We start from the raw sequence: 20,725 nt of genomic DNA, 5'->3' as shown, positions 1-20,725 counted from the left end.
CTAGGCCCCTTCTCCCTCTTCCCAGTTAATTGTTTCGATCTTCGCCAGAAGCCAGTCGCTTACCGCGGCCGGCAGATCGCTTCCGCAGTAGGAGCATTTCAACGCGTCCGTCTCGGGCAGAGGCGCCCCGCAGTTATCGCAGCTGTGATCGGCCAGGCCGTAGGGGTTCTTGAGGGCCACCGGCATTGTAAGCGTGAACAGGTGCTCCTGGTGGTACGGTTCAGCGCCCTTCTGGGCGGCCCTGCTCCAGAGGACCTTGACGCTAGCCACCGCCTCCTCGCCCTGGAGCGCCACCGCCATGAGGTCAACGGCGCCCACGGCTATATCGTACATTTTGTGAGGCTTCGGATCGAATCCCTTGATGAATCCGGGCGAAGCGTCCCTGGCGAGGGGCGCCGAGGTTCCCTTTATGCGGGCATATATCCAGCGCCAGAAGAGATATGACGCGCGGTCCTCGATGACTTCCCTGTTTATGGAAAGATTGCTCCCTTCCAGCTCAGCCAGGCCCTCGATGTCGCGCGACGAATCCTCCTTCCATTCTTCCCGCTGGGTTATCTCGGAGAGAACCCAGTCGAATTCGCCGGAGTTGTATATCGAACCGCAGCTTTTACACTTGTTGTTTTCGCTGAAATTATCCGGGACATAGCCGCAGTTGGGGCATTCCCCCTTCAGCCAGTCCTTACTGGTGTTGGTCTTAACGCCCAGTTTCCTGGTGAAGGAATAGACCTCGGTGAAGGCCTCCTTGGGCGTCGCCGCCAGGGCCTTCTGCTTTTGTTCCTCCGAGGCTCCGGCGGCGACCGTCACGTCACGGGCCGAGGCAAAGAGGCCCACGTGGAGGGTCTGGTAGCTCTTCGACGCGCTCAGGGCAAGGACCGAAACCTTCATGACCTTGTAATCGGACACCAGGTTCCTGACCCCCTCATCCTCCACCATCAGCTCGAGCTGGAGCCTGAAGCGGTTGAAGATCCCCTGTGAGACATAGTTGCGGACCGGGATCATGTCGCCGTCGGACCAGGCCTGCTGGAGCCGTTCCGCAATGGTCTTACCCTTCTCCATGAACTTTTCCGGAGAGAATTCCGGGTCATCGGCCTTCAGGCGCTCCGCAATGGCCTGCGGGAATTCATATTGTGTGGGCGCTGAATCGTCAAAGCCGGCCTTCGCCCCGGCGCCGGCAATGCCCAGAATTTTTTTGATCACTTTCACGATGAAATATATGACCAGGCCGATGCCGCCAAAAATGATTATCAAGGCGATGATGACCCAAATCCAGCCTGGTTCGTCCGAGGACGTGGATGTGTCGGTTGTTCCGGTAGTGCCGCTCGTGCCTGATCCCGAACTGGTGTGCGTGGAGCTGTAGGGCGGAATATAGGTATGGGTTCTACCCGAAGAACTGCTCCATGATCTCGATGAGGTACTCCTGCTGGAACTGCCGGAATAAGACCTTGATGAGCTGGACGACCGGGAGCTTGAGCTGGAACGGTAGCTGCCGCCCCTACCGGCCCTTGAAAAAGCGTCTGTTGTAATGAGAACGAAATAGAGCGCTGTTGCAAGAATTATGAGCGAGGCAAGCAGAATCCTGGCAGGCGATTTTGTCTTCATTGCGGCACCTCTTGATTCAAGATCAATGCGGCCTTATCGTAAAAAAATATCTTACACGTTCGGAGAAGTACGTCAATAAATTTTTACGGGTCGAATCATTTTTAACACTCCGCGCAAAACAGTATGCCACAAAATACCCCGCATTTTGCTGCGGGGTATTTTATCGTCCCTATGTTGCTGCGGTCTATGGAGTCTTCTCTGCGATGACCGGGCCGATGCCGCTATCTGAAAAAGACCCGCGAATCGACGATGGATACGCCCTGTCCCGCAGGATGGAGAATGACCGGGTTGAGGTCGATCTCGTCGATGTAAAGGGCGCCGGAAATCAGGTTCGAAACCTTGCAGATGCAGTCGACCAGGGCCCTCACATCCAGGGCCGGCCGTCCCCGGTATCCGTTCAGGAGCGGGAAAGCCTTGAGCTGCCTGACCATGTCTTCAGCCTCGTTCCTGGTGACCGGTGCCAGCCTGATCGAACGGTCCTTGAAAAGCTCGATGAAAACGCCCCCCATGCCGACCATGATGATGGGGCCGAAGGAGCCGTCATGGCGCGCCCCGATGAAAAATTCCTCTCCCTTCGGGGCCATTTCTTGAAGGATAAATCCGTCAATGGAGATGCTTTTATTCATTTCCCGCACCGACCTGGACATTTCCTCAACGGCCGCCATTGCTTCCTGCGGCGACGACAGGTTCAGCTTAACGCCGCCCACGTCGGTCTTGTGCGACGCGTCCCGCGAAAGGAGCTTCACCGCCACGGGATAGCGCAGGTCGATTCCCTGTAATTCCTTCGCATTCTTAACGACAGCGTAGCGTGTCGGCTCCATTGACGTTGCCGCGCATATTGCGAGTGCCTCATCGGTAAGGGGTATTCGCCCGTCGTTTCTGCACTTGTTTCTTATCTTCTCGATCTCTTCCCACCGCACCGGGAACGATTCCGGAACGCCGCGGTTATCGCGCTTTTCTTTCCGCTGAATGTAATCGAGGGTGTTCCAGAGGGCCTGGACCGCATGGTGGGTGACTGAAAATGTCGGATAGGGATGGTTCATGGTGACATCGAGCACTTCTTTCGCGTCGGATATGAGGGTTATTGCCACCGGGCGCTGGTGCTTTTCGACGAGCTCCTTCACGCCGTCCAGGAAGGTCCTGGACATCTGCGCCTCATAATTTGATTGATAGTTATGGTTGAAAATGAGGCCATCAATGCCTTCAAGACTGATGGTTTCCTCGAGTATCCTTGTGAAGATCGTGTAATCGAATATTTCGCCCAGGTCAAGGGGATTCTGGTGGGCGATGACGTTGGTATTGTAAAGGGTCCCTATCTTCTTTAAAAATTCGGCGGGGAACTCGACCAGGTCCAAGCCATACTGTGCGCAGGCATCCACCGTCACGACGGCGTGCCCTCCCGACCGCGAGAGTACGGCCAGGCGCTTCCCCCTGATCGGCGGCATCTTCAGGGACTTCGCCGCTACCATGAGCTCGTCCTCGCCGTTCACCCTGATCACCGCCGCCTGCTGCAGCGCGGCGCTTACCACTTCGTCGCTCGCGGAAAGGGCCGCGGTGTGGGACTGGGCGATTTTCGCGCTCAGGGGATAGCGGTTCGACTTGAACACTATGATCGGCTTGGGCGACTTCATGGCCGCCTCGAAAAAGGCCCTCCCCCGGGAAAAGCCCTCAAGGTACATGATGATGGCCTTCGTGGACTCATCCTGTATCAGGTATTCGAGAAAATCCACCTCGTCGAGGTCCAGCTTGTTCCCGGTGGCGATGAATTTATTGAAAAAGACCTGGTTCTCCACGACGATCTTGAGGAGCGTGTCGCCGACGCCGCCGCTCTGCGTGACGATGGACACTGAGCCGATCTGGACGCCGCTGCTCTGCGAAAAGACAAAGGGCATCATCAGGCGGTGCTCCAGGCATATGGTGCCAATGCAATTTGGACCGATGAGGCGTATGCCGTTCTCACGGGCGATTGATAAAACTTCCTTTTCCAGGGAGCGGTTGCTTGCGGAAAATTCGCTGAACCCCCCTGATTCGATGACTATATGTTTTATCCCCTTTTCCGCGCAGGCGCGCATGATATCGGGTACGGTTTTAGCCGGTGTTATGATGATGGCGACATCGGGGACTTCCGGAAGATCCTTGACGCTGTTAAAGACAGGAATACCATTGAGATCCCCGGCATCCCTGCCTACGCCGTATACACGGGCCTTGCACCCGATGCGCTGATTGTTTGACACAATGATCTGTCCAAGGTTCAGCCTCTTGATCGATACCCCGATCACAACAAGGCTTTCAGGATAAAAGAATTTACCAAGATCATTGGTTGATTTTCTGCTGATTGATTCTTTTTCCATTACATCTATCATAGCTATACACTCATCTTGAATTTGTTCAATAATAACACCTTAAGTTTCTGTCCAAATACTGTCAATGATATATAGAGGTTGTATATCAATCGACATGTAAACAATGTTTACCATTACAAACAGTGTTTATGTGTCAAGTAAATTTATAAAAAAATGATGGCGGGTGGATTCCTTCCCCCGCCGCCGAAGGCGGCGGGGGAAGGATAGTTATCGGCTCTGACCCCCTATCTTCATTGGCTGGGGAACGATAGTTATCGGTTGAAATACCTGCGATGAATTCGATGGGGAGACAGATTTTTATCGGTTCATGTGCGGTAAATTCTACTTTTTACGAAACCACGGCACCAGTCTTGAAACCGACCTCTGCCGCTCCGCATAATGGGGCCTGCTGCTCAGCATCCGCTTTTCCATCATCGGGATGCTGACGGTAAGGAACATGATAGTGATGGCAAGGGGACCCACGATGATCCACCAACGAAAACCGTCTGCCGCCAGCGAAAAGAGGAAGAGCCCCCACCAGAAAGAGATCTCGCCGAAGTAATTGGGATGGCGCGAGTATGCCCAGAGACCGGAGGAAAGAATGGCATCTTTCGGCGGTTTGCCTGTCACGAACCGGTTGAGCTGTTTATCCGCCATCGTTTCTATAATGATAGCGCTGACAGTGATAAAAAGAGCCACGCCGTCAAGGAATCCAAGCTCAGTATTGCCGGCGCTCATGACCGGGTACATCGAAAGGCATCCGAGGAATACCATCACCGTCGGGAACAAATGAATGCCGAGAAAGCTGATGGGCCAGTATAGACGGCCCGTTTTATTCCTGAAATCGGCATAGCGCCAGTCTTCGTGGACAAGGCCCTTCCACTGACGGTACCAGTTATAGGTGAGCCTGGCTCCCCACAGCAGCACGAGTAAGATCACAATGACCCCTCTGTAGGAGACCGGTCCATACTCACGCCCCAGGGCCCAATAGAGGGCGATGGGCAGGGGGGCCACGCTCCAGTAGGGATCGTACATGCTGGAATTATTCATTCCCACGCTGAACAGGAAAATCACCACGGTTGCAGCCACATCGGCGAAGAAGGCCGCAGCGATGTCATTGAAATCATGCAGAAAAAGGACAATTAGCACCGCGACTGTGAGAGCGGCGCCGTATGCCCCAAGGCATATTAACGCTGATTTACTTTTGGAGAATTCCCCTTTTGCAGTCACCTGTGCCATTGTTCCATGCCTTACATGTTTTATTTGCGCTATTCCATCCGGATGATTATACATCCGCCCATAGAGGAATGTTACTTCCCAGAGCTTTTCTTCTCATTCTCAATGAATTTCACGGTTCGGTCAAAACCGGTCATACCGGGCAATGAAAAGTATCCTTCATACTTCTTCTTGAGCTCGGCCAGTCTTTCTTTATTCCCGATTCCGTCGCCGATCGAAGTAAAATACTCTTTCATGACCACGAGGGCGTTCCTATCGGAGAGCTTACCATGCCCCGGGACCAGTTTCTCTATGTCATAGCGATCCTTGAGATCCTCCAGGGCCTTTATCCAGAGGGAAACGTTGGCGCCGCTTTTGGCAATAACGGCCGGATGCATGTCGAGGAATATGAGATCGCCGGTGACGAGGAACTTCCTGTTCTTTATATACACCACAACGTCATTGGTGGTATGGGCCCTTCCCATGTTGCGCAGGATGACCGTTTCCTTGCCTATCTTCAGCTCCTTTTCCTCGCCCGGCTTCAGGGTTATGTCCGGGTACCTGCTTTTATCGGAAGCCACGTCCCATTCATTTTTATCATAGGCGCCGGCGATAATTTTCGCCTTCGGGTAGATAGTATTACCGGCGGTGTGGTCTGAATGGGAATGGGTATTAACGACGATAATATCTTCCGCTTTAACAGTGTCCCTCATCTCCTGGGCCGCGCCCCTCATCTTGGTGTCAACGACCAGGGCCTGCCTGCCGTCATCAGAGGTGAGGACAAGGGAATTGCCGCTTCCGCCTATGAACACGGTGAGCTGCGGATCGACCTTTACGACCTCCATGGCCATAAATTTCTGGAAATCTTTCCAGATAAATATGCCAGCGACCGCGGCAACGACGAGAATCAACAAGCCGATAACGAGCAGTGCCTTTTTCATGTTCCCTCCTCCGCCATATCGTACCTTTTTATTCCTCATTACAATTCGATACAACCTGTATACAATTATCCATAAATACCCCGTGTCAATCATCTTTCTTGAATTTGCTTGACATATAAGCGCTGTATTACTTCTCATTCTATAATCATGAATTTTTCCCTGTCAAAATCTCAGCTGATGATCCGGAAAAGCATGAGGAAATTCGCCACCGAGGTTCTCGATGAATGGTCGAATTACCTCGACCGGGAATCAAAACCGCTCCCTCCCGACATAGTCCGTGAAATGGGAAGGCTCAACATCTGGGGCATCCAGGCCCCGGCCTCCTGCGGCGGCGCCGAACTCGACTCGGTGAGCTATTGCCTTGTGATCGAAGAGATCTCCCGGGTGAGCGCGGCCGTGGGCCTCGGCGTCACCGTGCACAATTCCGTGTGCCTGGCGCCGCTCCTCAAGTTCGGTACAAAGGAGCAGATAGAGCGCTACGCCCCGGACCTCGCCACAGGCGGAAAGATCGGCGGCTTCACCGTAACGGAGCCCCAGTCAGGCTCCGACGCGGCGTCGATCCAGACCACGGCGGTCCCTGACGGGGATCACTACATCCTTAACGGCCAGAAGGCCTTCGTGACCAACGGAGGCGTCGGCGATCTTTTCCTCGTGGCCGCGTCGGTGGACCGCGCGAAGAAAACCAGGGGCATCGCCATATTCATCGTGGAAAAATCGATGAAAGGCTTCGAAGTGGGCAAGATCGAGGACATGATGGGCATGCGCGGCAATATGGTTTCCGAGCTCTTTTTCAACAACGTGCGCGTTCCCCGGGAAAACGTTCTGGGCCGGGTCGAGGACGGGTTCAAGATATCGATGCAGACCCTCGACATGGGCCGGATCGGCATCGCGGCCCAGGCCCTCGGCATCGGGACCGCGGCCTATACGGCGGCAGCGACCTACGCAATGGAGAGGAAGCAGTTTGACCGGCCCATCGGCACGTTCCAGGCCATCTCCTTCATGCTGGCCGACATGCGGACCAGCCTCGAAGCGGCGCGCCTCCTGATCTACCGCGCGGCCGATCTTAAAGACAGGGGCCTTCCCTTCTCGACCGAATCGGCCATGTGCAAATACTACGCCTCGTCGGCGGCCATGGAGGCGTGCACGCGGGCCCTCCAAGTCTTCGGCGGCTACGGCTACGTCAAGGACCTCCCGGTGGAGCGCTTTTTTCGCGACGCCAAGATCACCGAGATCTACGAAGGAACATCCGAGGTGATGAAGATCATCATCGGTAACGACATTATTAACGAATTCAGCAGGTTCTAGTCCCATGCTATCGATCATCGTATGCATAAAGCAGGTGCCGGACACGCAGAAGGCCCTCTTCGATCCCCGGACCGGGACCATCGACCGAAGCGGCGCGGACAACATCATGAACCCCGACGACCTCCACGCCATCGAGATGGCCCTCGCCGTCAGGGACGACTGCGGCGCTTCGATCACCGCCCTGACCATGGGACCGCCCCAGGCCTCCGATGTCCTCGCCGAAGCCTACGCCCTGGGCGTCGACCGGTGCGTCCTCCTGTCGGACCCGCGCTTCGCCGGCTCCGATTCCCTTGTCACCGGCAAAATACTCTCCCGGGCCATCGAAAGGCTCGGCCGCTTTGATCTCATCATGACCGGGTGCGAGGCCATCGACGGCAACACGGGCCACGTCGGCTTCCAGTTGTCGGAATTTCTGGGTATACCGCTGATGACGCAGATACACAAGTTCCAGATCTCATCAAATACTGCAACGATAGAGCGTCTCTACGGTCACGAATACCAGAAGATACGGGTGGATCTTCCAATCCTGATAGCAGTCGGAAAAACCGCGAACCGGGTCCGGACACCCCGCCTGGCCGACATCAGGACCTGCGCGGACAGGGATGTCACGGTAATGACCATGGATGACATAGGCGGGGACGAGGCCGAATACGGTACGGCCGGATCGCCGACGGTGGTCATCGAAACAGAGATCTTTACCCACAGGCGTGAGCGCGAGGTCCTCACCGGCGCTATCGACGAAAAGGTGGACAATCTCATTCACCGGCTTAAAAAACAGAATATTCTGAGATATTGATTTATGACGACAAGTGCGAAAAAGACAACGGGAAAACCTGGCGATGTATGGGTCTTTACGGAGATACAGGACCACGAGCGTGTCCTTGACGGCGCCCTGGAGCTTCTCTCCAAGGGACGCGAAATAGCCGACGCCGTGGGCTCACGGCTCTGCGCCGTGGTCTTCGCTCTTGACGCGGAGCAGTATCTTTCCGTCATAGAGAAATACGGCACTGATGTCATTCTCTACTGCAGCGACCGCTCCCTGAAGCACTATGACAGCCAGATATTTCCCGACCTGTACACCGGCCTCATCGAGCGCCACCGGCCTTCCATCGTGCTCTTTCCATCGACCGAAGCCGGGGCGGACCTGGCGCCGCGCCTGGCCCAGCGTTTTTCCACCGGCCTCACCTCCCACTGCACCGGCCTTTCCATCATGGATTCCGAACTATACGGAAAAGGTCTCCTGGTTATGAAGCGGCCGGCCTACAGCGGCAATGCCATAGCCACGGTCATATGCCCCCATGCCCGACCCCAGATGGCCACGGTGCAGCAGGGCGTATTCGACAAAAAAGAGATCGCCGGCGTCAAACCTGAAATCATCCGGCTTCCCTTTGATTACGATATGTCTCAGCTCCGCATCAGGAGCCTCGAGGCTCCGGTGCGCTGGGATAAGCCCCGGGTCCCCCTGGAACAGGCTTCAGTGGTGGTGGCCGGCGGACGCGGCCTCGGTTCAAAGAAGAACTTCGACAGGCTCTTCGAGATAGCGGATATACTCGGCGGCGAAGTCGGAGCGACGCGAGTGCCGGTGTTCAACAACTGGTGCGGCGAGGAGCGGATGATCGGCCAGACGGGGAAGACCATCAGGCCCCGCCTCTATCTCGGCTTCGGCATTTCGGGACAGATACAGCACACCGCCTCCATCGTGGATTCCGAAATAATCGTGTCGATCAATACCAGCGACGCGGCTCCCATCATCGAAATGTCCGATTACGTGATTCCCGAAGACGCCGCAGCCTTTCTCGGGCGCCTCATCGACCGCCTCCGTAAGGAAAAACGCGCCTGAACTCGTTTCCGGCGGAACAGCGGCGCGAGAATTCCGCCGTCGCGCCGATCAATGCAGATAGGTTCCCATCATATCGGCATCATTCTCGCGGCTCACGGCATCCCTGCCCATGGCCATGGCTTTGGAGTCCTCGTCCAGAAATTCCACCATCTCGTCGGGGTCATCAAGATGATACGGCATGGGCTGCTTCTCCGTCATATTCGATCCGACCCGCACCATTCCTTCCCATATTTCCTGAGCTGACATGACACACCTCCTCAACCGATGATCCGCCCGGCTTCACGACATTTACCTGGCGATTCATATGTTGTTATAAAGAATGTAATATGATAGTGTAATGTACAGAGAAACAATGGAAGAGACAAAAAATAGAAACAAGACTTGACATTGTTTTTTTAGGCTATATATAATATTTTTCATGCCAATCATTCATTTATTAATTTGCGCCAGGCAATTTTTCATTATCAAATTCGCTCATAGTATATCGAAAATATCATCTAAATCAAGATATTAAGCAAAAATGAAGTTTCACGCTGTATATCTGGACTGAAAATAATTGTTTTTACCGATATACTTATTAACGCTTTAATCGCGAGGTATGTTATGAAAAAATATTGCGTCATTGTATTTTTCGGGCTGTTATTGATTTCCGCGCCAGCCTTCCCCATAGGATTCGGATTTTACGGGACCGGCGGGTACGGCAAAGTCGACATGATGAGATTTATTGATAACGGAAACGACTATCGCGTCATGTATTCAATTAAAAACTCAGTGTACGGAGCAGGTCTCATACTGGAATCGGGAGATGATTCGAAAAACTATCATAACCGCCTCAATGCCGGAGTGGAAGGGTCCTATCCCATGGGCGGACGGTACCAGTTCCGCCGCTTCATGCGGGCCAAAATCGACAACATCTTCGCCTTCCGCGTTGCAGGGAATGAGCAGGTGCGCTTCTGGTTAGGGCCCCTCATCGGAATCCAGCTTCTTACCGGACATGTCCGCACCACGCGCGATAGTGAATGGTCCTTCTACAAGCGCAGCAATCATTTGTCGTTATTGTCGTATGCGCCGCCGGTCTACCTGCTCTATGGGCTCTATTATATGTATTACGAAAATCTATGGAAACGCAAATACGGCATTTTTATCCCGGTCGGCATCGCCATGGGCGTTAACATCCGCCTTTCCGAAAACGCGGCCATTACGGTTGAAGGCGGGTTCCGGTGCGGTTTTTATTTTATCAGGAATGGCGGCTTTAATTATGAGGGATACGCAAATGCCGGCTTTATCTTCGGCGCCATCTGACGACGAGGCATCTATGGATAAAAAGCGCATACCAAAGGGCGGCAATCCAACAGGACAAAAAATTCGCGCCATGCGAATGAAAAAGAAAGTTACCATCGATGAGCTTTCGGAGATCACGGGGCTCACGGTGCCTCACCTGGGGGAAATTGAGGAAGGGACCGGCTTCGCGCCGGTGGGCGACTTACTGAAGATCGCCCGGGCCCTGACAATAAACCCTGGAGAATTGCTCCTGAAAAGCAAGTCCAGCGAGAAGGAGCTGGAAAAGCGGAGGATCCAGGATTTCAAGAAAAGGGAGGAAGCCTACCAATACGAGGTCCTCACCCCCCAGGCCACGAAGGACCATCTCCGCGCCTTCAGGGTCGGCATCGCGCCGCGGTCCGAGCACCCGGGCGTCAGGTACCAGCATGAAGGCGAGGAATTCGTCTACGTCCTGAAGGGAGAGGTGATCATACAGGTGGGGCAAAAAAAACACCGCCTCAAAAAAGACCAGTCCCTTCATTTCAATTCAGGCATACGACACACGTTGAAAAATCCCGGCAGCACCGTTACCGTTCTCATAGTCACCATCTATACACCGTAGGAGGATTAATGAATCTCCAGTTGACCGATGAACAAATAATGATCCGGGACATGATGCGCGAATTCGCCAAGAGCGAGATCGAGCCCTACGCCCAAGAGTACAATAACCGCGGCGAATATCCGGAGGGGATCATCAAGAAACTGGGAGAGCTCGGCCTTTTCGGCATGATGGTGCCGGAGCGCTATAGAGGCTCCGCCGCCGGCGCCGTCAGCTACAGCCTGGCCCTCCAGGAGATCGCCTTCTCCTGTGCCTCCGTGGCCGTGACCCTGAGCGTGACCAATCTTGCCGCCGAGCCTATCCTCAAATTCGGTTCGGACGAGCAGAAGAGATCCTTCCTCATTCCGATGGCGTCGGGAGAGCACGTGGGCGCCTTCGCCCTTACCGAGCCGGAGGCGGGGTCCGACCCTTCCTCGCTCAAGACAATGGCGGTGAAAAAAGGAAAATCATACATACTGAACGGTGCCAAGCAGTTCATCACCAACGGCAGGTATGCGGGGTTATTCATTCTCATAGCGAGGACGTCCCAGGTCAGAAGCGGTCTTTCGGCCTTCCTGGTGCCGGCTGGATCAAAGGGGCTCGTCATCGGCAAGGATGAAAAGAAGATGGGCCTCAGCGCGTCCAACACGGTTAGCGTTTTCCTCGAGGATTGCGAGGTCCCGGAGAAGAACCTCCTGGGGAAGCCGGACATGGGACTGGAGATCGCCCTGAATGCCCTGGACAGCGGGAGGATCGGCATTGCGTCACAGGCCACGGGCATGACCGCCGCCTGCCTCCACGAGGCCGTGACCTACGCGCGGGACAGGAAGCAGTTCGGCAAGGCCATCATCAAGCACCAGGCGATCCAGAACATGATATCTGATATCGCCGTAGCCCACGAGGCCTCGGCGCTGCTCACCTGGAGCGCCGCATCACTCAAGGACAAGAAAGGGCCTTTCTCGCGGGAAGCCTCCATCGCCAAGCTCTACGCGACGGAGAGTCTCAACCGCTGCGCCTACAAGGCCCTCCAGGTCTTCGGGGGATACGGATACATCCGCGACAACAAGATCGAGAGGCTCTACCGGGACGCCCGGGTGACGACCATATACGAGGGGACCTCGGAGGTCCAGCGCATGGTCATCGCCCGCGAAACGGAACGGGACTTATGACCCTACCGCCTGATGACCATGGCCACGGCCTCGCCGCCGCCCAGGCAGAGGGAGGCGCACCCGACATGCTTGTCGCGCCGCTCCATCTCGTACATCAGCGATACAAGGACGCGGCACCCGCTGGCGCCGATGGGATGGCCCAGGGCTATGCCGCCGCCGTTCACGTTTGACTTCGCCCGATCGATCTTGAGCTCCCGCAAAACCGCCACGTAGGCGCCGCTGAAGGCCTCGTTTATCTCGAATAGGTCGACATCGTCAACCGAAATCCCTTCTTTTTTAAGACACTTGGGGATAGCCCAGATCGGGGCCACGAGAACGTATTTCATGTCGATTCCCATCGACGCCTGCGCGCCAATGGTGGCCCGTACCGTGCAGCCCAGCTCCTTCGCCTTTTCCCGCGACATAAGGACCACCGCCGCCGCCCCGTCGCTTATCACGGAGGAGTTGCCGGCCGTGGTCAGGCCGCCCGGCTTGAAGGCCGCCTTCATCTTCGACAGGTCCTCGTAGGTGGTTTCCCGGGGACATTCGTCCGTATCGAAGAGAACGGTTTCGCCTTTGCGCTTTTGCAAAGGGACCGGCACGATCTCATCCTTGAACCTGCCGGCCCTGATCGCGTCAAGGGCCCGGCTGTACGATTCGGCGGCGTGGCGGTCCTGGTCTTCTCGCGTGATATTGTATTTCTCAGAGCAGAGCTCATTGGAAATGCCCATGTGGAAATCGTTGACGATGTCCCACAGGCCGTCATGGACCATGTGGTCCTCGATCTTCCCGGCGTTCATCCGGTACCCGAAGCGCGCCTTTTCCAGGTAATAGGGCGCCATGGACATGTTTTCCATGCCGCCGGCAATGACAATCTCCGCGTCGCCAACGGCGATGGCCTGGGCACCCAGCATTATCGCTTTCAGTCCGGAACCGCACACCTTGTTAACGGTGATGCCGCCCACATGCCAGGGAAGACCGGCCTGGATGACCGCCTGCTTCCCCGGGTTTTGGCCGTATCCGCAGGGAAGCACCATACCCATGATGGCCTCATCCACGACTTCTTTGGATATGCCGGCCCTTTTTATGGCCTCTTCCATGACCAGGGCCCCCAGTTTCGTCCCTCCGACCCCGGCCAGGGACCCGTTAAAGCTCCCCTGCGCCGTTCGGCATCCGCTTACAATAACAACTTCTTTCACCTCTTTCCCCCTGATAAACCGTTATACTAATATCAACACATCCTCCCCATCAAGGGGGAGGACTGATGGGGAGGGATAACCAATCGAAAGTGATTATCACCCTCCCCTGACCCCTCCCATCAAGGGAGGGGGAGCACTCATGTAATTATTTCGGCGCCATACGCAGGGCGCCGTCGAGTCTGATGACCTCTCCATTCAACATGGTATTCTCAATCACATGGAGCACCAGCGACGCGAACTCGTCGGGCCGGCCCATCCTTGAAGGGAAGGGAATGCTCTGGCCGAAGGACGCTCGCACCTCGTCAGATAAGGAGGCCATAATTGGCGTATCGAAGATTCCCGGGGCAATGGTCATGTTCCTGATACCGTACGCGGCCAGCTCCCTGGCGATGGGAAGGGTCATCCCCACAATCCCGCCCTTTGACGCCGCGTATCCGGCCTGTCCTATCTGACCATCGAAGGCGGCGACCGAGGCGGTGTTCACGATAACGCCCCGCTCCTTTTCGCTGTTGGGCTCGTTTTCAGACATCTTCATGGCCGCGAGGCGTATGACATTGAAGGTGCCGACCAGGTTGACCTTGATCAGCAGTTCAAACTTCCCCAGGTCAATAGGGCCCTTCTTGCTTAAGACTCTACCCGGATTGAGGATACCGGCCGAGTTGACCGCAACATTGATACGGCCGAATTTCTCAACCGCGCGTTCAATGGCCGCGGCGACATCCGACTCGCTGGATACGTCCGTCTTGCAGTATATCGCGGCGCCGCCCAGTTCGGCAGCCAGCTTGCTTCCCTTATCATCCGCCAGGTCAAGGATCGCGGCCTTTCCTCCGCCGGATATTATGGCGCGAACGACGGCTTCGCCGAGACCCGACGCGCCGCCCGTAACAATGGCCGCAACTTCCGAAATTTTCATGATTTCCCCCCAGGTTGTTTCGAAAAAAATTGAGCAATAACAACCCATTGTCAATATTTTGTCAATACATTACTGCGGGGACAAGTTTGGGTTAATAGCAAGATTGGGGTCAAGGAATCCCGCCTTCTTGAAAAATTATTTCTGAGGTTTATCGCGATGGAAAGGAACCGGAGTTCCTCTTGTCGTCTGTCTTGACCGCGTAATTGTCGATCCGCTGGGCAGGCGCGTTTTCCAGCTGGCCTATGCAGATAAAACCGCCATCACCGGCAATGGAGAAATCGTTCATCATCAAGTTCAGCTTCCCCGCGCCGTAGAATTTTTCCCAGACCCTGTTCCCCCTGCCGTCAAGCTTGACCAGCATATACTGGCTTCCGGCCTTTCTGATCCTGGTGCCTCCGCAGATGTAGCCGCCGTCCTGGGTCTCATGGCATGAGCTGATATAGTTCGTATCTGCGCCCCCGTAATACTTTTCCCACTGCCTGTTCCCATGGGAATCGACGCGGACGATATAAAAATCCCATTCATTCCGATTGTTGAACGAAGAGGAGCAGCCGGCCGCGACAAAGCCGCCGTCGGCGGTACCGGAGGCACGCCGTCCGAAATCCTGCTTCAGGCCGCCGTATCCCCTGTCCCACAGGACGGTCCCCTCTGCGTCCAGTTTCATGAGCCGGAGATCCTGGATATAGGTGTTAATGGTGTTATAGCCGTTGTTATACTTGGTGCCGGCCAGGATGAAAAAGCCTTCCCTGGTGTATGAGACGCTGCCGACCTGGAACCCGTCAATGTCATTGGCAAGCCTCTTGAAGGAAAGGACGCGGCCGTTCTTATCCAGCTTCATCAATACGGGCTTATTGCCGCCGCGCCCGTACAGCATGGAGGTAATGGTGCCGTCTTTCGTTTCCACGATGAAGAGAATGTTTTTTACGTTATCAAGCTCGTATTTCCTGTCCCACACGACTTCGCCGTTTCCATCGATTTTTGTCATGCCAATGGAGAAATACTTCCTTCCGCCGAAGAGGAATCCGCCGTCGGCCGTGGGGGTGAACAGGGTAGGATTCGCGTGATAGTTCGAATCGACGGCGGGATACTTCATCCAGAGGGCCTTCCCCGCCTTATCGAGCTTGGCGACGTACATGCCCCGGGGAGAATCCTCGTCCTGGCCGCGGTTCATGCCGGAGATGACGTATCCGCCGTCCTTCGCGTTGACAACCCTTGCCGGGATATCCTCGAAGGTCCCTCCCATAAAGTCCTCACCGCCGAAGATCCTCTGCCACGCGAGCTGCGCCGGCTGTGAAAACAGAACGAGAGTGCACGATATCGCAATGATCGCAAGGATGTATGATACCGCTCTTGGGGAACGCATAGGGCCCTCTATACCATTATATAATATACTGCAAGAATGACTATATCATGAAAATTTTTTTGAATTTTCACTGATTTTGCCCATTCGTTGCCATCGCAGATAAAGCGGACCTGCTTTTAGCTCCGCTTTAGAATCGCTTCAACAATTCATTCACTGAAAAAAGAAGTGGACGATCCCTCTCCCTTGTCATGGGAGAAGAACCTGTTTACATGTTACGTGGATTAGTCTATGATCATTTTATCGGGTGTCAATAAATAATTTGGGATTGCGCCGGGATTCAGGCTCGTTTCCGGTCGTCATATGCCTTATACTTGTCCGACCGTTTCCTGTCCAGGGCCCCGAGGAGGCGCTTCCTCATGCGCACGCTTTTCGGCGTGATCTCGAGGAGCTCGTCATCATCGATGAACTCGATGGCCTGCTCCAGCGAAAAGAGGCGCGGCGGGGTGATGCGGATGGCCTCGTCCGACCCGGATGCCCGCATGTTGGTGAGCTTTTTCGTCTTGCAGGGATTCACCTCCATGTCGTTTTCCCTGCTGTTCTCGCCGATGATCATTCCCTCGTACACGGGAACGCCGGAGCCAATGAAGAGGGTTCCCCGGTCCTGGAGGTTGTCGAGGGCATAGGCGTTGGACAGGCCGTCCTCCATGGCCACCAGGACCCCGCGGTTCCGCGACGGTATAGCGCCCTTGAAGGGGGCGTATCCGTCAAAGATATGGTTAAGGATGCCGGTGCCGCGGGTATCGGTCAGGAACTCGCCGCGGAATCCGATGAGGCCCCGGGAAGGCACCTTCAGCTCGAGGCGCGTGTACCCGTCGCTCCCCTGGTTCATGCTGACGAGCTCGCCCCGCCGCTTGCCCAGCTTCTCGATCACCACGCCGGAGAACTCGTCCCCTACGTCTATGAGGGCCAGCTCCATCGGCTCATGGATCTCGCCGTCGATCTCCTTGTATATGACCTGGGGCCTGGAGACCTGGAACTCGTACCCTTCCCTGCGCATGTTTTCTATAAGGATAGAAAGTTGGAGCTCGCCGCGGCCCTTCACGGTGAAGGAGTCCTTGTTCTCGGACCGCTCTATGACCAGGCTCACGTTGGTTTCAAGCTCACGCTCGAGGCGCTCCCATATATGCCGCGAGGTGACATACTTTCCCTCCCTGCCGAGAAAGGGGGAATCGTTGATCTGGAATGTGATGGCGATGGTGGGCTCGTCGATCTTGACCGAGGGAAGCGCCCTGGGATCGTCGCCGCCGGCTATGGTGTCGCCGAGGTCTATCTTGTCGAAGCCGGCGATGGCCACGACGTCGCCTGCCGAAGCTTCCTGTATTTCAGCTTTTTTAAGGCCCCTGTATTCGAACAGCTTCGTGATCTTGCCCTTTACAGGCTCGCCGCCCTTCTGCTTGATAAGGGTGACCTCGTCCCCGGCCCTGATGACGCCGTTATGGATCTTCCCGGTCCCTATCTTGCCGATATAGTTGTCGTATTCCACGGCTGAAATGAGGAACTGCGAATCAAGCGTGGCGTCCCCGCCGGGGGCCTGCACGTGCCTGATGATGGTCTCGAACAGGGGCACCATGTCGTTGTGCTCGTCATAGAGCTTGTAGTGCGAATCGCCATTTTTAGCAGAGGCGAAGATGACCGGGAAATCGAGCTGCTCGTCCGTGGCGTTGAGCTCGATGAAGAGGTCGAAGACCATGTCCACGACCTGCTCAGGCCGGCAGTTGGGTCTGTCGATCTTGTTCACCACGACAATGGGCCGGTGGCCAAACTCGAGAGACTTCTTGAGCACATACTTGGTTTGGGGCATGGTGCCCTCGAAGGCGTCGACGACCAGGAGCACCGAGTCGACCATGTCAAGGACCCGCTGGACCTCGCCGCCGAAATCCGCGTGGCCTGGGGTATCGACGATGTTTATCTTGTAATCCTTGTAAAAGAATGAAGCGTTCTTGGAGAATATGGTTATGCCCCGCTCTTTCTCGAGGTCGTTGGAGTCCATTATCCGCTCCTCGATCCTTTCATTGGAGCGGAAGGTCCCTGACTGCTTGAGCATCTCATCGACCAGGGTCGTCTTCCCGTGGTCAACGTGGGCTATTATTGCGATATTGCGTATTTTTTCCATCTGACATCCATCGGCATTGATTTACGAGGCCATACCATGCGGGTATTACCAGTTAGGGCTTTTTATAAGCGGGGGGTATGATGGCAAGCTTTTTTTTTAAATTGAGGATAATAGACCACATCCCGGTTTTGAATATCTTTACACCCTCACCCGCCCCTCCGGGGCACCCTCTCCCATTAAGCTTGGTATAAAGGAGAGGGTTTCTAAATTAAGGAGATTAAAATTACCCCCCTTCTCCTTTTTTCATTTTTTAATGGGAGAAGGGGCCGGGGGATGAGGGGTTAATTACCGCAGGCCCCGAAGCTTATTTCTGCTGCTGCGCACGGATCATCTCCTCTCCCTTCCTGAAGGCCTTCATGTTTATATCGACCTTGTCCTGCGACATGGTTTCGGCAATGACGCTCCTGAAATCATCGGCGTCGAAGGGAAGCACGCCGGTGCCGGCGACAGCCCCCATCATGATAACATTGCCCAGGATCGGCTGGCCGAGCTTCAGGGCCTCGTCCGTGGCGTCAAGGAGGGAAACCTCGGAGGCAAGCTCTACGAGGGCCTCCCGGATCTCTTCCGTAGTGGGATACTTCAATTCACCGGCGATGACTCCCACCGGGTGTATCGGCCTGGTGTTGCTGAGGACCCTCACGGAGGGATTGCCGTACGCCGCGATCACCCGGATAGCCTCGGTGGGCTCCAGGGCCACGATGATATGGGCCTGTCCCCGGGGTATCTGGGGGCTCCAGACGGACTGCTTCGAGATGCGCAGGTGGCTCATGACCGAACCGCCCCGCTGGGAAACGCCGAAGGTCTCGCCGATGGTTACGTAATATCCCTTGCGGGACAGGATGTTCCCCAGGATTCGGGAGGCCATCACGTTCCCCTGGCCGCCCACGCCGGTGATTATCGCGTTATAGGGATCATAAGCCAGATTTACGGATTTCATCGGCCGGCCTCCGTTTTGCTGATGGCTCCAGCCGGGCAGATGGTGGAGCAGACGCCGCAGCCGGCGCAAATGACCTCGTCGATCAACGCGGCCTGGCGCTCCCGATCCCACACAAGGCCGGGACAGCGGAATATTCGCGTGCAGAGGCGGCTGCACCCGCAGGTATCGCCCCGGCAAATGTCCTGGTCGACCCTGACCTCGAATTTCTTTTTCCCCTTCTTTTCCGGCGACAGGGCGCACATCTGCTTCATGATGAGGACCCGGGCGCCCTTCTCATCCATGAGGGCCAGGAGCTTCTTCTGTGTCTCTTCCGTATCAAAGGGATCGGCGTATTCCACCGTGGCCCCCAGGGAGCGGCACACCGCGGCCGGATCGATGATGGGGAGGTCTCCCCCCGTCGCATCCAGGGGCGTCCCCGGGTGCGGCTGGAAGCCGGTCATGGCGGTGCCGCTGTTGTCGAGGAGCACGAATATCACGTCTGATTTATTATGTATGGCGTTAACCAGGGCCGGGATGGCCGCGTGGAAGAAGGTGGAATCTCCGCAGACCGCCAGAATCGGCTGGTCCATGCCGAACTGCGTGAGCTTGCCGAAGCCGCTGGCGATGCCGATGCCGGAGCCCATGGAATGGGACGTCTTCATGGTGCTGAACCCGCAGGGAAGGAACCCCAGGGTGTAGCACCCTATGTCTCCGCAGACAAAGCCGCGGCGGTTGTCGATGGCCAGGGCGTTGTGGAGGTTCCAGAAGGAAGCCCGGTGGGGACACCCGGGGCAAAAGGTCAGGTCGCGGACCGGCGCAAGGGCCGCCAGGCGTTCCTTCGCGCGCTTCGCGTATCCATCCTCCATGGCGGTATATTCGATGTTAAGGATTTTACTGATCGCGTCTACCACGATATCCGGGTTCAGCTCGTTGATCGTGGGCATGGCGCCGTCGTTTTTGCCGTAGAATTTCTTGATGCCCACCTCGGCGGCGGTTTCGGCCGCTATGACCTTCACGTTCTCTTCAAGGAACGGAAGCACCTCTTCGACAAAGAGGATTTTATCTGCCATGGCCAGATTCTTTTTGATCAGCTTCGGCGGCAGGGGCCAGGTCGTGCCGATCTTCAGTATGCCCACCCGATCCTTCGCGTTGAGGAGGTGCACTGCTTCCCTGCTGTAAAGATTGCAGGCGCTGCAGGTTATGATGAGGAGATCAGGCTTTTCAGGGCCCGTGTAGGTGTTGAAGGGAGAATTTTCGAAGATGGCAACGGCTTTTTTCAGCTTTTCCTGGAGCAGGGCGTGGTGCGGCGGCACCGGCATGGTAATGACCGGTCCGGAATCGGGATCGCCCGGGATCGACTCGAACTTGAAGCGAGCCGTGCCCGACGGCTCAGTGAGCCTCCCCAGGGTCACGTTGCCGCTGGCGTGGGAGAGTCGCGTCACGCTCCGCATGATGACGATGGAGCGCAGTTCTTCGGATAGCTCAAAGGCCCACTTCGTCATCTCCTTGGCCTCCTGGAAGTCACCCGGCTCCAGCAGGGGCAATTCGATCATGCGGGCAAAGTGGCGCGATTCCCCCTCGTTGATGCTCGAAAGGGCACCGGGATCGTCGCAGTGGAGCAGCACGGTGCCGCCCCGCGTGCCGGACAGGGCCACATGAAGAAGAAAATCGGACGCCACGTTGACGCCGTTCTGCTTCATGGCGCACAGGGAGCGGAGGCCGGCGATGGAGGCGGCGAAGGCTACTTCCAGGGCGACCTTTTCATTGACCGACCACTCCACGTATATATTGCGCTTCTGCGAGGCCTTTGAGAGGTTTTCGATTATTTCGGACGAGGGCGTGCCCGGGTAGGCGCTGGCGACATTGACATTGGCCTCCAGGGCGCCGCGGACGATGGCGTCATTGCCCATCATCAAGTAGCGGGCGCCTTCGGTTGTGTCGAACAGGTATGACATGTCAGATATCCTCCGGTT

General features: G+C 55.9%; 17 protein-coding genes. 6 read left to right on the top strand and 11 right to left on the bottom strand.

The annotated features are described in order from the left end of the window. The 4 genes from KA369_21100 to KA369_21085 form a co-directional block, all read right to left on the bottom strand. Window positions 1–1,599, bottom strand: coding sequence for a zinc-ribbon domain-containing transport protein (locus KA369_21100; protein ID MBP7738485.1), 1,599 nt, complete (start codon window positions 1,597–1,599; stop codon window positions 1–3). 221 nt (window positions 1,600–1,820) lie between these two features. After that, entirely contained in the window at window positions 1,821–3,950 is a 2,130-nt protein-coding gene (locus KA369_21095) for an acetate--CoA ligase family protein (protein MBP7738484.1), read from the bottom strand. 333 nt (window positions 3,951–4,283) lie between these two features. Then, the gene (locus KA369_21090) at window positions 4,284–5,180 is read right to left on the bottom strand and encodes a DUF1295 domain-containing protein (GenBank protein MBP7738483.1); all 897 of its coding nucleotides are present in this window, start codon (window positions 5,178–5,180) and stop codon (window positions 4,284–4,286) included. A 71-nt stretch (window positions 5,181–5,251) separates the two neighbouring features. Next, window positions 5,252–6,097 carry an MBL fold metallo-hydrolase gene (locus KA369_21085; protein ID MBP7738482.1) on the bottom strand — a complete coding sequence of 282 codons (846 nt, stop codon included), beginning with the start codon at window positions 6,095–6,097 and terminating at the stop codon, window positions 5,252–5,254. Between the two features lie 147 nt (window positions 6,098–6,244). Here KA369_21085 and KA369_21080 point away from each other — a divergent pair, with 147 nt between their 5' ends. Genes KA369_21080 through KA369_21070 form a run of 3 tightly spaced genes read left to right on the top strand, consistent with a single transcriptional unit; the run spans window position 6,245 to window position 9,242 of the window. Then, entirely contained in the window at window positions 6,245–7,402 is a 1,158-nt protein-coding gene (locus KA369_21080) for an acyl-CoA dehydrogenase family protein (protein MBP7738481.1), read from the top strand. Between the two features lie 4 nt (window positions 7,403–7,406). Next, on the top strand, window positions 7,407–8,198 hold the full coding sequence (locus KA369_21075) for an electron transfer flavoprotein subunit beta/FixA family protein (protein MBP7738480.1): 792 nt from the start codon (window positions 7,407–7,409) through the stop codon (window positions 8,196–8,198). Between the two features lie 3 nt (window positions 8,199–8,201). Next, a complete protein-coding gene (locus tag KA369_21070; GenBank protein ID MBP7738479.1) occupies window positions 8,202–9,242 on the top strand; it encodes an electron transfer flavoprotein subunit alpha/FixB family protein in 1,041 nt (346 codons plus the stop codon). Between the two features lie 48 nt (window positions 9,243–9,290). Here KA369_21070 and KA369_21065 read toward each other — a convergent pair whose 3' ends face one another. Next, the gene (locus KA369_21065) at window positions 9,291–9,488 is read right to left on the bottom strand and encodes a hypothetical protein (GenBank protein MBP7738478.1); all 198 of its coding nucleotides are present in this window, start codon (window positions 9,486–9,488) and stop codon (window positions 9,291–9,293) included. 357 nt (window positions 9,489–9,845) lie between these two features. On the opposite strand from KA369_21065, the gene KA369_21060 reads away from it, so the two are divergent. The 3 genes from KA369_21060 to KA369_21050 are packed head-to-tail and all read left to right on the top strand — an operon-like array spanning window position 9,846 to window position 12,269. Beyond that, window positions 9,846–10,544 carry a hypothetical protein gene (locus KA369_21060; GenBank protein ID MBP7738477.1) on the top strand — a complete coding sequence of 233 codons (699 nt, stop codon included), beginning with the start codon at window positions 9,846–9,848 and terminating at the stop codon, window positions 10,542–10,544. Window positions 10,545–10,557: 13 nt separating this feature from the next. After that, window positions 10,558–11,124: a cupin domain-containing protein gene (locus tag KA369_21055; GenBank protein MBP7738476.1), complete on the top strand. Its 567-nt coding sequence runs from the start codon at window positions 10,558–10,560 to the stop codon at window positions 11,122–11,124. A gap of 8 nt (window positions 11,125–11,132) precedes the next feature. Next, window positions 11,133–12,269 (top strand): acyl-CoA dehydrogenase family protein, encoded by a 1,137-nt coding sequence (locus KA369_21050; protein ID MBP7738475.1) that lies wholly within the window; start codon window positions 11,133–11,135, stop codon window positions 12,267–12,269. Between the two features lie 2 nt (window positions 12,270–12,271). On the opposite strand, the gene KA369_21045 is transcribed toward KA369_21050, so the two are convergent. The 6 genes from KA369_21045 to KA369_21020 form a co-directional block, all read right to left on the bottom strand. Continuing rightward, window positions 12,272–13,447, bottom strand: coding sequence for an acetyl-CoA C-acetyltransferase (locus tag KA369_21045; protein MBP7738474.1), 1,176 nt, complete (start codon window positions 13,445–13,447; stop codon window positions 12,272–12,274). A 145-nt stretch (window positions 13,448–13,592) separates the two neighbouring features. Continuing rightward, the gene (locus KA369_21040) at window positions 13,593–14,360 is read right to left on the bottom strand and encodes a 3-hydroxyacyl-CoA dehydrogenase (protein ID MBP7738473.1); all 768 of its coding nucleotides are present in this window, start codon (window positions 14,358–14,360) and stop codon (window positions 13,593–13,595) included. 148 nt (window positions 14,361–14,508) lie between these two features. Then, complete coding sequence (locus KA369_21035; protein ID MBP7738472.1) at window positions 14,509–15,723, bottom strand: hypothetical protein; 1,215 nt, start codon at window positions 15,721–15,723, stop codon at window positions 14,509–14,511. A gap of 277 nt (window positions 15,724–16,000) precedes the next feature. Continuing rightward, a complete protein-coding gene (gene typA, locus KA369_21030; protein MBP7738471.1) occupies window positions 16,001–17,836 on the bottom strand; it encodes a translational GTPase TypA in 1,836 nt (611 codons plus the stop codon). Between the two features lie 304 nt (window positions 17,837–18,140). After that, window positions 18,141–18,773, bottom strand: a complete 633-nt coding sequence (locus KA369_21025; protein MBP7738470.1) for an indolepyruvate oxidoreductase subunit beta — start codon at window positions 18,771–18,773, stop codon at window positions 18,141–18,143. After that, on the bottom strand, window positions 18,770–20,707 hold the full coding sequence (locus tag KA369_21020) for an indolepyruvate ferredoxin oxidoreductase (GenBank protein MBP7738469.1): 1,938 nt from the start codon (window positions 20,705–20,707) through the stop codon (window positions 18,770–18,772). The genes KA369_21025 and KA369_21020 overlap by 4 nt, the downstream gene beginning before the upstream one ends. Between the last annotated feature and the right edge of the window lie 18 nt (window positions 20,708–20,725).

This window comes from Spirochaetota bacterium, from assembly GCA_017999915.1.
Taxonomy (GTDB): domain Bacteria; phylum Spirochaetota; class UBA4802; order UBA4802; family UBA5550; genus RBG-16-49-21.
Note: the sequence above shows the minus strand (reverse complement) of the source record. Positions and strands in the feature narration are given on the sequence as shown.

Excerpts from the sequence above, each read along its gene's own strand:
- KA369_21080 (MBP7738481.1), top strand. The coding sequence starts at position 6,245 with ATGAATTTTTCCCTGTCAAAATCTCAGCTGATGATCCGGAAAAGCATG.
- KA369_21065 (MBP7738478.1), bottom strand. The coding sequence starts at position 9,488 with ATGTCAGCTCAGGAAATATGGGAAGGAATGGTGCGGGTCGGATCGAAT.
- typA (MBP7738471.1), bottom strand. The coding sequence starts at position 17,836 with ATGGAAAAAATACGCAATATCGCAATAATAGCCCACGTTGACCACGGG.
- KA369_21075 (MBP7738480.1), top strand. The coding sequence starts at position 7,407 with ATGCTATCGATCATCGTATGCATAAAGCAGGTGCCGGACACGCAGAAG.
- KA369_21070 (MBP7738479.1), top strand. The coding sequence starts at position 8,202 with ATGACGACAAGTGCGAAAAAGACAACGGGAAAACCTGGCGATGTATGG.
- KA369_21100 (MBP7738485.1), bottom strand. The coding sequence starts at position 1,599 with ATGAAGACAAAATCGCCTGCCAGGATTCTGCTTGCCTCGCTCATAATT.
- KA369_21060 (MBP7738477.1), top strand. The coding sequence starts at position 9,846 with ATGAAAAAATATTGCGTCATTGTATTTTTCGGGCTGTTATTGATTTCC.
- KA369_21035 (MBP7738472.1), bottom strand. The coding sequence starts at position 15,723 with ATGCGTTCCCCAAGAGCGGTATCATACATCCTTGCGATCATTGCGATA.
- KA369_21085 (MBP7738482.1), bottom strand. The coding sequence starts at position 6,097 with ATGAAAAAGGCACTGCTCGTTATCGGCTTGTTGATTCTCGTCGTTGCC.
- KA369_21055 (MBP7738476.1), top strand. The coding sequence starts at position 10,558 with ATGGATAAAAAGCGCATACCAAAGGGCGGCAATCCAACAGGACAAAAA.
- KA369_21040 (MBP7738473.1), bottom strand. The coding sequence starts at position 14,360 with ATGAAAATTTCGGAAGTTGCGGCCATTGTTACGGGCGGCGCGTCGGGT.
- KA369_21025 (MBP7738470.1), bottom strand. The coding sequence starts at position 18,773 with ATGAAATCCGTAAATCTGGCTTATGATCCCTATAACGCGATAATCACC.
- KA369_21020 (MBP7738469.1), bottom strand. The coding sequence starts at position 20,707 with ATGTCATACCTGTTCGACACAACCGAAGGCGCCCGCTACTTGATGATG.
- KA369_21050 (MBP7738475.1), top strand. The coding sequence starts at position 11,133 with ATGAATCTCCAGTTGACCGATGAACAAATAATGATCCGGGACATGATG.
- KA369_21090 (MBP7738483.1), bottom strand. The coding sequence starts at position 5,180 with ATGGCACAGGTGACTGCAAAAGGGGAATTCTCCAAAAGTAAATCAGCG.
- KA369_21095 (MBP7738484.1), bottom strand. The coding sequence starts at position 3,950 with ATGGAAAAAGAATCAATCAGCAGAAAATCAACCAATGATCTTGGTAAA.